The sequence below is a fragment of the Stenotrophomonas sp. PI_27 genome (assembly GCF_027854495.1).
In the GTDB taxonomy this organism is placed as follows: Bacteria; Pseudomonadota; Gammaproteobacteria; order Xanthomonadales; family Xanthomonadaceae; genus Stenotrophomonas; species Stenotrophomonas pavanii.
Genome location: NZ_JAJNOF010000024.1, coordinates 20,602 through 34,627 on the forward strand (window position 1 = coordinate 20,602; position 14,026 = coordinate 34,627).

The window sequence follows — 14,026 nt, forward strand, 5'->3', positions numbered from 1 at the left end:
CAAGGGTGCATTCACACTTTTTCCGATGCTGCAACACAGCATGAGGTCGGCGGCGCGAATGACGAATTCAGCACAAAAGTTGACGGGCGTGCTGAACACGCTGAATCCACCACCGCTACGGGCTATGAGCCCTTCACGAAGGGCGCTTCGGGGCACTTCCGGAACCCGCAAAAATGATTAAAATCGCCAAGTTTTCCATTGGCCGGACCGGCATGAACGCACCTTCCTCCTCCCCTGCCGCCAGCGACGCTCCGCGTCCGGGCGCGCTGCTGTCGCCGGAACTGCCGGCGTCCCCCAACCCGTTCCGCCAGGCCATCACCGACGCCTGGTTGAAGGACGAGGCCAGCCACGTCCGCGACCTGCTGGCGCAGGCCCGCCTGCCCGCCGAGGAACAGGCCCGGGTGCAGGCGCTGGCCGCCGACCTGGTCGGCCGCGTGCGCGTGCGCGCCAAGGACCAGGGCGCCATCGAAGCCTTCATGCGCCAGTACGACCTGGGCAGCGAGGAAGGCGTGCTGCTGATGTGCGTGGCCGAGGCACTGCTGCGCATTCCGGACCAGGACACCGCCGACAAGCTGATCCGCGACAAGCTGGCCGATGCCGACTGGGAAAAACACCTCGGCGGCAGCGACTCGGTGCTGGTCAACGCCTCCACCTGGGGCCTGATGCTGACCGGCAAGCTGGTGCAGATGAACGACGCCACCCGCGCCGATGCGCCCAGCGCGTTCAAGCGCCTGGTCGGTCGCGTCGGCGAGCCGGTGGTGCGCCTGGCCGTGCGCCAGGCGATGAAGATCATGGGCCACCAGTTCGTCATGGGCCGCACCATCAGCGAAGCCCTGGCGCGCTCGCACAAGGGCGACAACGCCAGCTACCGCTATTCCTTCGACATGCTGGGCGAAGGCGCGCTGACCATGAAGGACGCGCTGCGCTACCTGGAAGACTACCGTCGTGCGATCCACGCCATCGGCGGCGATCACAAGGCGCGCGGCGGCCGCCCGGACGGCGACGTCAACAACGCGCCGGGCATCTCGATCAAGCTGTCGGCGCTGTACCCGCGCTACGAGCACGCCAAGCGCGAGCGCGTGCTGAAGGACCTGGTGCCGGGCGTGCTGGAACTGGCACAGCTGGCCAAGAGCTACGGTATCGGCTGCACCGTCGACGCCGAAGAGTCCGACCGCCTGGAACTGTCGCTGGACATCATCGAGCAGGTGTTCTCCGACGCCTCGCTGTCCGGCTGGGATGGCTTCGGCGTGGTCGTGCAGGCCTACCAGAAGCGCACGCCGTACACGATCGACCACCTGGCCGACATGGCGCGCCGCGCCGGTCGCCGCCTGCAGGTGCGCCTGGTCAAGGGCGCCTACTGGGATGCCGAGATCAAGCGCGCGCAGATCGAAGGCTATCCGGGCTACCCGGTATTCACCCGCAAGCAGAACACCGACGTGTCCTACCTGGCCTGCGCCAAGCGGCTGTTCACCCATGCCGACGCGATCTACCCGATGTTCGCCACGCACAACGCGCATACCATCGCGGCCGTGCGCAGCATCGCCAACGGCGGCGTGTACGAGCACCAGAAGCTGCACGGCATGGGCGACGACCTGTACGCCGAAGTGGTGCCGGCCGACCGCCTGGGCCTGCCGTGCCGCGTGTACGCCCCGGTCGGTTCGCACGAAGACCTGCTGCCGTACCTGGTGCGCCGCCTGCTGGAAAACGGCGCCAACTCCAGCTTCGTCAACCGCATCACCGACGAGCGCGTGCCGATCGCCGACCTGATCCGCGATCCGGTCGAGATGGTCGCCTCGTTCGCTTCGATTCCGCATCCCAAGATCCCGCTGCCGGTTGACCTGCTGCGCAGCCAGAACCACGACAGGAAGAACTCCATGGGCGTCAACCTCGCCAACGACAACGAACTGCGCGCCCTGGCCGAGCAGATCAACGCTGCGGTGAAGCCGTGGCAGGCTGCCCCGCTGGTGCCGGGCGCCAGCCCGGCCGGCGCCGCGCTGCCGGTGACCAATCCGGCCGACACCCGCGAGGTGGTCGGCCAGTGGCTGGCCGCCGATGCCGCCACCGTGCAGAAGGCCCTGGCCAACGCCGTGGCTGCGCAGCCGGCCTGGAACCGCACCCCGGCCGCCAGCCGCGCCGCCATCCTCGAGCACGCCGCCGACCAGCTGGAAGCGCGCATGCCGGAGTTCATGGCGCTGTGCGTGAAGGAAGCCGGCAAGAGCCTGCCCGACAGCATCGCCGAAGTGCGGGAAGCCGTGGATTTCCTGCGCTACTACGCCAAGCAGGCGCGCGAGCAGTTCAGCCACGCCGAGAAGCTGCCCAGCCCGACCGGTGAGTCCAACGAGCTGCAGCTGCACGGCCGCGGCGTATTCGTCTGCATCAGCCCGTGGAACTTCCCGCTGGCGATCTTCCTGGGCCAGGTCGCTGCTGCACTGGCTGCCGGTAACAGCGTCATCGCCAAGCCGGCCGAGCAGACCAACCTGATCGGCTACTACGCGGTGAAGCTGCTGCACGACGCCGGCGTGCCGGCCGAGGTGGTGCAGTTCCTGCCGGGCGACGGCGCCACCGTCGGTGCCGCGCTGACCGCCGACCCGCGCGTGGCCGGCGTGGCCTTCACCGGCTCCACCGATACCGCCCGTGCCATCAACCGCGCGATGGCCGCGCGTGACGCCGCCATCGGCGTGCTGATCGCCGAGACCGGTGGCCAGAACGCCTTCATCGCCGACTCCTCGGCGCTGCCGGAACAGCTGGTCAAGGACGCGATCGGTTCGGCCTTCACCTCCGCCGGCCAGCGTTGCTCGGCCGCGCGCGTGCTGTTCGTGCAGGACGACATCGCCGACAAGGTGATGACCATGCTGGCCGGCGCGATGAAGGAACTGAAGGTCGGCAACCCGGGCCTGCTGTCCACCGACGTCGGCCCGGTGATCGACGCCGATGCGCTGAAGATCCTGCAGGACCACGCCGAGCGCATGGACCGCGAAGCACGCCTGATCGCCGCTGCCGAGCTGTCGGCCGACACCGCCCACGGCACCTTCTTCGCGCCGCGCGCTTACGAACTGAAGGACCTGGGCCAGCTGCAGAAGGAAGTGTTTGGTCCGGTCCTGCACGTGATCCGCTGGAAGGGCGACCAGCTCGATGCGGTGATCGACCAGATCAACGCCACCGGCTACGGCCTGACCCTGGGCGTGCACTCGCGCATCGACGAGACCGTGGACCGCATCAGCAATGGCGTCCATGTCGGCAACGTCTACGTCAACCGCAACCAGATCGGTGCGGTGGTCGGCGTGCAGCCGTTCGGCGGCCAGGGCCTGTCCGGCACCGGCCCGAAGGCCGGCGGCCCGCACTACCTGCTGCGCTTTGCCACCGAAAAGACGGTGACGGTGAACACCACCGCCGCCGGCGGCAACGCCTCGCTGCTGACCCTGGGCGACTGATCGCCGGCTTGATGCGGCAAACAAGAAACCCCGCGAACGCGGGGTTTTTTGTGCCTTGCTTCCTGCTCGGCTTTCCCGGCGCGGCCGAGCGTGGGCTCGGCTCTACAGAGGCTGGGCCACACTGAACCGATTGTCCGCCCGCGTCGCCAGCTCGCGCTGCACGCGTGCGATGCGCGTTTCCAGGTCGCCCTCCAGCAGCACATAGTCGACTCCCCGCGCCTGCAGCTCGCGCACGTACCAGGCATGCTGCTGCGCACGGAATGCCGCCCCTACCCGGGTGCCGTCCTGGTCGAACGGAATATCCGGCGCGCACACGAACAGCAGGTCATACGGCCGCATTGCAGCCTGCCGCAGCGCCTCCGGCGCCGTGCCAAACATCCAGCCGCTGTAGCCCAGCGTCACCAGCGGCGTGGTATCGCAGAACAGCCAGCGATGCGCCCGCCGCGCAGCCTTGTCTTCATGCTGCGGCTGGGTAATGGCGATGCGAAGCAGATCGTCCGGCACCAAGTTGCCGCCCTGCTGCTCCCAGAGCGTGCGGCCATACTCCGGCACCCACGCGGTCTGCAGGCGTTCGGCCATCACCCGCGCCAGCGTGGTCTTGCCACTGGACTCGCCACCGATGAAGGCCACGCGCTGCACGTAGTCCGCATACACCTCGGCAGAAAGGCTGTGCCGATGCGCATGTGGATCGGCACGCAGCTGGGTGCCGCTGGCTTGCCCGACATCCCGCGTGCGCTCCAGCCGTTCATGACGTACCGGCGCATCGAAGTGCATCGCCAGCGCCTGCGCGAAGCCGTCGCCGTAGTCCTCACCGGTGTACACCGCCTGCACCGGCCCACCGAACAGGCTCAGGCACAGCCAGGCGGTGAACTCGCGCTGCACGTGCTCATCGTCGCTGTCCTGCGGCAACGTGCGAACCGCTGCGCCCCGCTGCACGCACAATGCCGCCAGTCGAACATCGTCAAGCACCGCCACCGTGGCCTGCGGAAACCGGGCGCGCAGCCAACGCTCTCGGCGCACAGCGCTGTAGCCGGGGAAGCCCGGCTGCGACCAGCCGATCACCAGCAGCTGCTGGCAACGCGTGGAAGCGAATTCGATCAGGTGCTCGTGGCCAAGGTGCAGCGGGCAGAACTTGCCCACCACCAGGCCGCGGGCAACGCGCTCAGGCGGCGGCATCGGCTGCCTTGGCCTCGGTCTGCATCAGATGGCGCCAATGGCGCAGGGCGACCAGCGCGTTTATCCAGAAACCGATGTAGAGGATCGAGGTCAGGTGCAGGCCACGGCTGTAGTACAGCGGCACCGCCACGGTGTTCACCAGCAGCCACACCCACCACGATTCCAGCTTGCGTCGCATCATCAGGATCTGCGCGATCACGCTCAACACCAGCACTGCCGAATCGATGTAGGGCGCATAGGCGTTGGTCAGTCGGGTCAGCATCCAGCCGTAGCCGAAGGTGGCCACTACCGCCAGCGGCGCCAGCCAGGCCCAGGCACGTGGGCGCAGCGCGGTGATCGGCAGCGGCGCGCCATGGTCACCACGCAGCCATTGCCACCAGCCCAGCACGCTGATGGCGATGAAGAAGAACTGCAGCACCATGTCCGCGTACAGGTGCGAGCGTTCGAACACGGCGGCGAACAGTGCGCAGCCAACGATGCCCAGCCACCAGGTATGCACGTTGTTGCGGCCGGCCAGCAGGATCGAGCCGGCAACGGCGATGTTGGCCACCAGCTCCAGCTGGAAGTTCGGATCGGACAGGTTCATCGCGCCATTGTCGCGTAGATCCACGCCCGCCGTGGATGCTGCGGCACCCTGCTCACAAAAGGAAAGCCCCGCTTGCGCGGGGCCCTCCGTGTGCTGCGTCAGGCCATCGCCCGAATCAGAACTTGTACTGCAGCGAAGCCGCCAGCACGTCGCCGCTGACCTTGTACTTGCCGGTCACGGTGTTGCCGGTGGCCGAGGTCGAGGTGATGTTCGGATCCTTGGTGAACAGGTGGGTGTAGCCCACGCTGTATTCCATCTTGTCCGAAGCGGCGTAGGTCATGCCCAGCGACAGCCACTTGCGGGTGGTGTCCGGCACGCGCACGTCGCGGTGGGCATCGGTGGTCGGGGTCTGGTCATAGGCCAGGCCGCCGCGCAGGGTCAGCTTGTCGTTCACGCGGAAATCGGTACCGATCGACGCGAAGGTGGTGTCACGGTAGTGGAACGGCAGCACGCTGTCCGGCTGGTTGGAGTCGTAATCGACGACGACCTGGTCGAACTTGCTCCACGCGGTGCGCGTGACTTCAGCCATGATCTGCCACTGGTCGTTCACGCGGTGGGTGAAGCCCACGGTGGCGCTGGCCGGCAGGGTGATGGTCGCGCGACCATTGCTGTCGATGAAGGTACCCGGGGCAGCCGTGGCCAGGAAGGCCGCCGCATTCTGCGGAATGGTGAAGTCCGCCTTGCCGTCGGTGATCTTGTGCTCGACCTTCGAGCGGTAGCTGAAGGCGATGTTGGTGCCTTCCACCGGGGTGACGGTCATGCCAAGGGTGTAGCCGACCGACACTTCATCGCCCTTGATGCGCAGGTAGCCATCGGCGGTGCCCGGCGAGAAGCCGAGCTGGGCAGCCTGGCGTGCAGCCGCCTGCGACGCCGCCGCAGCCTGGGCCGCGGTGCCGCCGGCAGCCAGCACACGCGCCGCAGCGGTGCGCTGGGCAGTGGCGTTGATCGCGGTGCCGGTGTCGACAGCGCTGGTCAGGTCGACGTTCAGGCGCTCGGCGAACACCGAAGCACCGAACGACAGGTACGGGTTGACGTCATAGGAGAACGCCACGCCCAGGTCGATGGCCTGCAGCTCGGTCTTGACGCCGTTGTAGCGGCCGACCCAGTCGCGGTCGTATTCGGTCTTGAAACCGAACGGCACGGTCAGCGAAGCACCGAAGTGCATGTTGTCGTTCTCGCCGAACGGCACGTGGAAGTACGCGGCCGGAACCGGCGCGATCATGCCGGCGTCGCCGCCGTTGCCACCGGAAATCGGCGCGCCGTTGGCGTACTTGCCCTGCCCGCGGAACTTGGCGCCGAAGCTGATGGCGCTGACGTCGCCCTGGACCAGGGTGCCATCGAGCAGGCGCATGGACGCCGGGTTGGTGGCGATGACCGAGGCGTCACCTTCGGTCGAGGTGGAGCCGGCGAACGCGCGGCCCAGGCCCTTGGCGCTGTTTTCCTTCAGCTGGAAGGCGGCAGCATTGGCATCGGCGGCGGCCAGCGCACCGGCAACGCCGACGGCCAGCAGGGTCAGTCGGGCAATGGTGGAAGCGGTTTGCATCGTAGTTCTCTCTCTCCGGTAAGCGGTGATGGTGCTCTGAGTGCGCCTGCGCCCGACCGGCCCTGAAGCCCTTCGGAGCGCGCCGGATTCCCCTCCCGACATACGACGCCGTATGCGAGTATTACCCAGAGCCGTTAATGAAACAATAACAGCGCAGCCGGTTTTCCCGTCTCAAAAGCTGAACAGGACCGTCCCCGCCGAAAGCGGCGCACGCTAGGCTATTGGCATGTTCGTCTCGCTCCCGTCCCGCAAGAAGGCGGCCCTGCGCTGGGCCACGCCCGTGCTGTTCGCGTCACTGTGGCTGGCGTTCCTGTGGTCGATCTCGCGCCCGGACGACGCCCGCAACAGCCTCTGGCTGGACTGGGGCGCCCTGTCCACCGGCCTGACCCACCCGCTGGACTGGTGGGCGACCCTGCAGGACGGCAGCGTGCTGCGCCTGTTCACCGCCCTGTTCCTGCACGCCGACTGGTCGCACCTGCTGGGCAACCTGGTGTTCCTGCTGATCTTCGGCCTGCCGGCCGAGCGGGTGCTGGGGCCGTGGCGGCTGCTGCTGCTGTTCCTGGTCGGCGGCGCGGTTTCGAACCTGGTGGCGATCTACACCATGGGCAGCCCGGACCAGATCATCATCGGCGCCAGCGGCGCGGTGTCGGCGCTGATCGGCGCGTATCTGGCCCTGTTCCCGGGTGCGCGGCTGGGCGTGGTGATTCCGCTCGGGCTGTTCCTGGAGTTCGTACGGGCCCCGGCCTACCTGTTGATCGGTGTCTGGGCCGCGCTGCAGGTGGTGTTCGCCCACATCGGCCCCAGCTTCGGCATGGTGGCGTGGTGGGCGCACATCGGCGGTTTCGTGTTCGGCGTCGTGTACGGAGTCTACGTGCGGGCTGCGATCGCGCGCCGCCTGCGCAAGCGGCACGGGTTCTGACCCCAGGTAGTGCCGGCCGCTGGCCGGCTCCACTTCTGCCCCCTGGTAGTGCCGGCCGCTGGCCGGCTCCACGCTCAGCCACTCCCCGTAGCGTTATGCGTGCTCGACTCCTTCATTGATATGGATCTGCTCGGTCCGTGATGAGGCCGAAAGCGTCACTCGCGACTGACCACCAACGCATTGTGGTGGGTATCGAACAGCAGCGTGGCTCCGCCATCCAGCACCACGAAATATTCGAAGAACGGCAATTCGCCGAGCAAGGGAATCAGTTCACTTGCCTGCAGAGTCCAGATTGGCCACGGCAATGCGCGCTCGTCTGACGCTACCAGACACATTTCGCCGTTCACTTCCACCAGCAGTTCTGCCAAGCAGGAAAGGCCTTCATCGCTGTCGTCGTATTGGATGGTCTGATCAGCCGTCGCTATGCCCGCCCACCAATAAACACGGCGCGGATCGATTCCGTGGCGACCCGCCAGGGATTCCAGCAGCGCAACGGCCCGGTCAACCGGCAACGGATCGCGACCAAGCAGTTGGCTGATCGTGGTCGCGAGGTTCGAATGATCCATGGACCGATTCTATCGGGCGACACCTCGGCTGCGCCGCCTTGCGGATGAACAGGGCGTCCGCCGGGCACGGCCCGGCGCTACCGTCAGGGCTTGGCCGGGGCCGGTGCGGGCTTTGCTTCCGGCTTTGCTTCCGGCTTAGGTTCGACCTTCGCTTCCGGCTTCGCCGCAGCGGCCTTCGCCGCCTTGGCCGCATCTGCCTTCGCGGCTTCGGCCTTCAACCGTGCGGCAACCGAACCGGGGTTCTTCAGCTCGGCCAGTGCGTCGTTGATCGGGCCGTCGCCCGGCAGCACCGCACCGGCGTGGTAGCCCTCGGTGCCTTCGTCATCGCCGCGCAGATGGCCCGGCAGGGTGGCTTCGCTGTAGTCGCTCAGGCTGGCCGGTAGTGCATCCTCGGCCGGCGTGGCGGCGGGTTTCAGCTCGACGTCCGGCACGATGCCGGTGGCCTGGATCGATTTGCCGCTGGGCGTGTAATAGCGCGCGGTGGTCAGCTTCACCGAATCGCCATTGTCCAGCGGCAGCACCGTCTGCACCGAGCCCTTGCCGAAGGTGCGGCTGCCGACCACACGCGCGCGCTTGTTGTCGCGCAGCGCACCGGCCAGCACTTCCGATGCACTGGCCGAGCCGGCATCGGCCAGCACCACCACCGGCGCGCCCTTCAGCAGGTCGCCCGGGGTCGCGTCGAAACGGGCGTCGCTGATGCTGATCCGGCCACGGGTGCTGACGATGTTGCCCTTGTCGAGCAGATCGTCGGCCACCTGCACGGCGGCCGTCAGCAGGCCACCCGGGTTGCTGCGCAGATCCAGCACCAGGCCTTTGAGCTGGCCACCCGACTGCTTCTGCAGCTGCTGCACGTGCTTCTGGAAGTCCGAACCGGTATCGGCCTGGAACGTGCTCAGGCGGATATAGCCATAGCCCGGCTCGAGCAGGCGGCTGCGCACGCTGGTCACGCGGATGGTCTGGCGGGTGAGGCTGACATCGAACGGCTTGGGCCTGCCTTCGCGCACGATGGTCAGCACCACCTTGCTGCCGGCCGGGCCGCGCAACGGCTCGCTGGCATCGATCGCACTGATCGGCTTGCCGTCGATGGCGATGATCAGGTCACCGGCAAGGATGCCGGCCTTGGCCGCCGGCGTGTCGTCGATCGGCGAAATCACCTTCATGCTGGCGTTGTCCGGCTGCTGCTGCAGCTCGACACCGATGCCTTCGTAGGCGCCATTGGCCTGCTCGTCGAAGGCCTGCGCATCTTCCTTGTTGAAGTAGGTGCTGTGCGGATCGAGGTCGAGCAGCAGGCCACGCACGGCCGACTGCATCAGCTTCTTGTCATCGACCGGATCGACATAGGCCGCACGCACCGCGTTGTAGACGGCCACGAAGCGGCGGATTTCCTCCAGCGGCACCTTCGAGGTCACCGCCTCCTCGCTGTTCGCTGCCTGCCCGCCGGTTTCCTGGCTCGGAGCGGGCGCGGTCTGCTGCGCCCAGGACAGCACTGGCAACAGGGCCAGCAAGAGGGTGGCGGTACGGGCTGCGCGCATGGAGCACTCCTGTCGACGTTGGCATCGTGCTCAAGGCACATGGGCCGATTATGCGCGAAGCCCGGCTAAATTCCCGTTGAATCCGCCGTGCATGCGGCGAGCCCGGGTTCAGCGCCGCTGCAGCCAGCTGTCCGGATTGACCGGCTGCCCGCCACGGCGCAGCTCGAAGTACAGCGCGGTCACGCCCTGGCCGCCGGAATTGCCGACCTTGGCCACTGCATCGCCACGGCTGACCCGCGCGCCGGCATCCTTCAGCAGGGTGTCGTTGTGCGCGTACAGGCTCATGTAGCCGTTGCCGTGGTCGACGATCAGGATCATGCCGTAGCCGGTCATCCAGTCGGAGAACACGACGGTGCCATCGGCCACGGCCGTGACCGTGCTGCCGGCTGGCGCGCCGATCAGCACGCCGCTGCTGGTGCGGCCGTCGGGCAGCTTGCCGCCGTAGCGCGCCAGCAGGTTGCCGGACAACGGCCAGCCCAGGCCACCGACCTTCGGCGCCGGTGCCGATGCCACCGCAGGCGGCACCTTGGTCGGCGGCGGTGGTGGCCGGCCCTGTGCCGCGGCCTGGCGCGCGGCACGCTCGGCGGCGGCCTTCTCCGCGGCCGCGCGGCGCGCAGCGGCCCGGCGCTCGGCCTCCGCACGGGCCGCAGCAGCACGCAGGTTGGCCAGCAGTGTTTCCAGCGCCTTGGCGTCCTGGCCCAGCGCCTGTTCCTTCTCGCGCTGGTCCTTGAAGCGCTCGTCCAGCGAGGCCACGGTCCTGGCGCGATCGCGACGGTCGGCTTCCAGCGCCGCAGCCTGCTGCTTCTGGTCCTGGTGCGCGCCCTGCAGCTTCTGCTTGCGCTCGGCGATCTGCGCCTGCAGCGCTTCCAGCTCCTTCAGGTCAGCGGTCAACGCGGTGATGCGCTGTGCCCGCTCGCGTTGCAGGTAACGATGGTAGGCCAGGGCACGATTCGCATCGGCCACGGTGTCCTGCGACAGCAGCAGTTTCAGCGGTGCGTGGTTGCCCAGCTGATAGGCCGCGCGCAGCAGCCCGGCCAGTTCGCGGTGCTGCTGGGCCAGGTTGCTCTGCAGGGTGCTGCGGCGCTGCTCGGCCTGGGCCAGGGCCTGGGCCTGCTCGCGCAGCGCCGCCTCGGTCTGCGCAAGCGCGCGCCCGGTGCGTGCCACCTTCTCGTCGGCCTCGCGCAGCTGCTGCGACGCCTGCCCGCGCTGGCCCTCGATCTGCCGTCGCTCCTGCGCCACGCCCTTCAGTTCGGTACGCAGCTTCTGCAGCTTGCGCTCGGTCTCGCGGGTGGTCTGCGCAGCACCCGGCAGTGGCAGGGCCAGCGCCACGGCCAGCCCCAGCAGCAGGCAGCGACCGCCGCGGGCAGCGGCGATGTGATGTCGGCGTGATGGGAAGACGTTGTCGCGCAAGGGCTTTCCAGTGACTTCAGGCAGTTGCGGGGGCTACCGGGGAATGGTGACATCTCCGCACGCGGCCTGCCAGCCGCACATCTCTCGAGGTCTCCATGAAAACTCTTTCCATTCCGCTGCTGTTGGGCGTACTGCTGGCCACCGGGCCGGTCTGTGCCCAGGAGAACATCAGCAAGGTCAACGGCAGCATCAGCGCCGAACCGGGTCAACGCTACGGCAAGCTGGACACCGTCAACGGCGGCATCCGCATCGGCGAAGGCGTCGAGACCGGCAGCATCGACACCGTCAACGGTGGGGTGAAGGTTGCCGACCGCGCCCGCACCGGCAAGATCGAAACGGTCAACGGCGGTGTGCGGCTGGGGCGCGAGGTGATTGCCAGCGGCGGTGTCAGCACCGTCAACGGCAGCATCTTCAGCGATCGCGGCAGCCAGATCGAAGGCGGCGTCGAGACCGTCAACGGCGGCATCGGCCTGGTCGAGAGCCGCGTCGGCAAGGATGTGGAGACCGTCAATGGTGACATCACCGTCGGTATCGGTTCGCAGGTCAACGGCGGCGTGCATGTGCGCAAGCCGAACTTCAGCATCTCGCTGACCGCCAGCCGCAAGCCCCGCGTGATCATCGGCCCCAACGCGGTGGTCCGTGGCCCGCTGCAGTTCGAGCGCGAAGTTGTGCTGTACGTGCATCGCACCGCGCGCATCGGGCCAGTCACCGGTGCCGAGCCGATCCCGTTCGACAGCGAAACCGCCCCGGCCGACTGAACCCGCCGGAACCGCCGCTTCGGTGATACTCGCGTGTACCGGCCGCGCCTGGGTGCGGCCGCCCTTTGTTTTCCAGGAATCGACGATGCCCCGCAAACTCCTCCTGTGCCTGGCCGCTGCGGCCGCGCTCAGCGCCTGCAAAGGCGAAGACACGCCGGCCACCGCGCCGGCCACCGATACCGCTGCGGCGAAGCCCGCCGCCCACCAGTTCTCGCCGGAAATAAATGCCGGCGACTTCGCCGAGATGGTCAAGACCCTGGCCTCGGATGAGTTCGAGGGCCGCGCCCCGGGCAGCAAGGGCGAAGAACTGACGGTCAACTACATCCGCGACCAGATGCAGCGCATCGGCCTGCAGCCCGGCAACGGTGACAGCTGGTTCCAGGACGTGCCGATGACCGAGACCACGGCCGACGAATCGACCGTGCTGAAGATCACCCAGGGCGGCAAGACCACCGAACTGAAGTTCGGCACCGACATGGTGGTGGGTACCCGGACCGGCCAGGCGGAGGTCAAGATCGATGCCAGCGACCTGGTGTTCGTCGGCTACGGCGTCGACGCACCGGAACAGAAGTGGAACGACTACGCCGGCCAGGACTGGAAGGGCAAGACGGTCGTGATGTTCGTCAACGATCCGGGCTTCCATGTTGACGACGCGAAGCTGTTCGACGGCAAGCGCATGACCTACTACGGCCGCTGGACCTACAAGTTCGAGGAGGCCGCGCGCAAGGGCGCCGCCGCGGCACTGATCGTGCACGACACCGCCGGCGCTTCCTATGGCTGGGACGTGGTGAAGAACTCCTGGGCCGGCCCGCAGTACGACCTGCCGGCCAAGGATGACCCGGAAGCCCGCATTCCGGTGCAGGGCTGGCTGAGCGCCGACGCCGCCAAGGCGCTGTTTGCTGGTGCCGGCCTGGACCTGGCCCAGGCCTACAAGGACGCCAGCACGCGCGGCTTCAAGCCGGTGCCGCTGAAGGCCACCGCTACGGTCGACCTGAAGAGCCAGATCGCGCAGAAGCAGTCGCGCAACGTGGTGGGCGTGCTGCCGGGCGGCAAGCGTGCCGACGAGGCCGTGCTGTACATGGCGCACTGGGACCACCTGGGCAAGCACGAGGGTGAAACCGGCGACAACATCTACAACGGTGCGGTCGACAACGCGACCGGCGTGGCCGGCATCCTCGAAGTGGCCGAAGCCATGGCCCACCAGGATCCGAAGCCGGAGCGTTCGGTGGTGTTCCTGGCGGTGACCCTGGAAGAATCCGGCCTGCTGGGTTCGAAGTACTACGTTGCCCATCCGACCTTCCCGCTGGACAAGATCGCCGGCGTGATCAACATCGATGCGATGTCGGTGGCCGGCCGTGCCAAGGACGTGACCGTCACCGGCTTCGGCAGCTCGGAGCTGGAGGACATCCTCAAGCCGCTGGCTGCTGCCCAGGACCGTACGCTGCATGGTGAGACCTCGGTGCAGAGCGGCTTCTACTTCCGCTCGGACCACTTCAACTTCGCCAAGGCCGGCGTGCCGGCCCTGTACGCCGATGGCGGCGAAGACCTGCGCGAGGGCGGCGTGGACGCAGGCCGCAAGGCCGCAGCGGACTACGGCGCCAACCGCTACCACGGCCCGAAGGACGAGTTCGACGCGGCCACCTGGAAGCTGGACGGCACCGTCGAGGACCTGCAGCTGATGTATGGCGTGGGCAAGGAACTGGCCGCAGGCGATCGTTGGCCGAACTGGTATGCAGGCAATCCGTTCAAGGCCGCCCGCGACGCGATGATGAAGGACAAGGCCCCGGCCAAGTAAAAGTCGGGCCTTGCTCGACTGAACATGGTTCAAGCCTGAGCGGCGCCCCACGGGGCGCCGCTTTTCTTTTTGCGTACCGTCGGCGGCTCATCCACGGTTGGTGTGGATCTGCCGGTAGTGCCGGCCGCTGGCCGGCAATCGATTGGTAGCGGCCAACCTTGGTTGGCGCCATGCTTCCTCGCGGAGGGCATCCACGCATCGCGTGAACCTCCCGGGACGATGCTGGGCCATGGGGTTGCCGGGCAGCGGCCGGCACTACCCGCCGTTCTGCGCAAAAAGAAAAACCCCGCTGCGCAAGCAGCGGGGTTTT

General features: G+C 67.6%; 10 protein-coding genes. 4 read left to right on the plus strand and 6 right to left on the minus strand.

What is annotated here, in order from left to right:
* The first annotated feature begins 212 nt into the window (after positions 1 to 212).
* Complete coding sequence (gene putA, locus LRM18_RS19845) at positions 213 to 3,431, plus strand: bifunctional proline dehydrogenase/L-glutamate gamma-semialdehyde dehydrogenase PutA (protein WP_150827422.1); 3,219 nt, start codon at positions 213 to 215, stop codon at positions 3,429 to 3,431.
* A 102-nt stretch (positions 3,432 to 3,533) separates the two neighbouring features.
* Here the strand turns inward: putA and LRM18_RS19850 are convergent, their stop codons facing one another.
* The 3 genes from LRM18_RS19850 to LRM18_RS19860 form a co-directional block, all read right to left on the minus strand.
* Entirely contained in the window at positions 3,534 to 4,607 is a 1,074-nt protein-coding gene (locus tag LRM18_RS19850; RefSeq protein WP_270955336.1) for an AAA family ATPase, read from the minus strand.
* Complete coding sequence (gene pnuC, locus LRM18_RS19855) at positions 4,594 to 5,193, minus strand: nicotinamide riboside transporter PnuC (protein WP_270955337.1); 600 nt, start codon at positions 5,191 to 5,193, stop codon at positions 4,594 to 4,596. Before pnuC ends, LRM18_RS19850 begins: the two co-directional genes overlap by 14 nt.
* A 115-nt stretch (positions 5,194 to 5,308) precedes the next feature.
* Positions 5,309 to 6,736 (minus strand): outer membrane protein transport protein, encoded by a 1,428-nt coding sequence (locus LRM18_RS19860; RefSeq protein ID WP_057494742.1) that lies wholly within the window; start codon positions 6,734 to 6,736, stop codon positions 5,309 to 5,311.
* Between the two features lie 226 nt (positions 6,737 to 6,962).
* On the opposite strand from LRM18_RS19860, the gene LRM18_RS19865 reads away from it, so the two are divergent.
* Positions 6,963 to 7,655 (plus strand): rhomboid family intramembrane serine protease, encoded by a 693-nt coding sequence (locus LRM18_RS19865; RefSeq protein WP_049471500.1) that lies wholly within the window; start codon positions 6,963 to 6,965, stop codon positions 7,653 to 7,655.
* Between the two features lie 155 nt (positions 7,656 to 7,810).
* Here the strand turns inward: LRM18_RS19865 and LRM18_RS19870 are convergent, their stop codons facing one another.
* From LRM18_RS19870 to LRM18_RS19880, 3 genes are all read right to left on the minus strand, one after another.
* Positions 7,811 to 8,221, minus strand: a complete 411-nt coding sequence (locus LRM18_RS19870) for a hypothetical protein (RefSeq protein WP_049471497.1) — start codon at positions 8,219 to 8,221, stop codon at positions 7,811 to 7,813.
* Between the two features lie 83 nt (positions 8,222 to 8,304).
* Positions 8,305 to 9,753: a S41 family peptidase gene (locus LRM18_RS19875; RefSeq protein ID WP_270955338.1), complete on the minus strand. Its 1,449-nt coding sequence runs from the start codon at positions 9,751 to 9,753 to the stop codon at positions 8,305 to 8,307.
* Positions 9,754 to 9,861: 108 nt separating this feature from the next.
* On the minus strand, positions 9,862 to 11,100 hold the full coding sequence (locus LRM18_RS19880; RefSeq protein WP_270955340.1) for a peptidoglycan DD-metalloendopeptidase family protein: 1,239 nt from the start codon (positions 11,098 to 11,100) through the stop codon (positions 9,862 to 9,864).
* A 158-nt stretch (positions 11,101 to 11,258) separates the two neighbouring features.
* On the opposite strand from LRM18_RS19880, the gene LRM18_RS19885 reads away from it, so the two are divergent.
* Together LRM18_RS19885 and LRM18_RS19890 are read left to right on the plus strand one after the other, a co-directional pair.
* A complete protein-coding gene (locus LRM18_RS19885) occupies positions 11,259 to 11,921 on the plus strand; it encodes a hypothetical protein (protein ID WP_049471493.1) in 663 nt (220 codons plus the stop codon).
* An 85-nt stretch (positions 11,922 to 12,006) separates the two neighbouring features.
* The gene (locus LRM18_RS19890) at positions 12,007 to 13,716 is read left to right on the plus strand and encodes a M28 family metallopeptidase (protein ID WP_270955339.1); all 1,710 of its coding nucleotides are present in this window, start codon (positions 12,007 to 12,009) and stop codon (positions 13,714 to 13,716) included.
* The last annotated feature ends 310 nt before the right edge of the window (positions 13,717 to 14,026 follow it).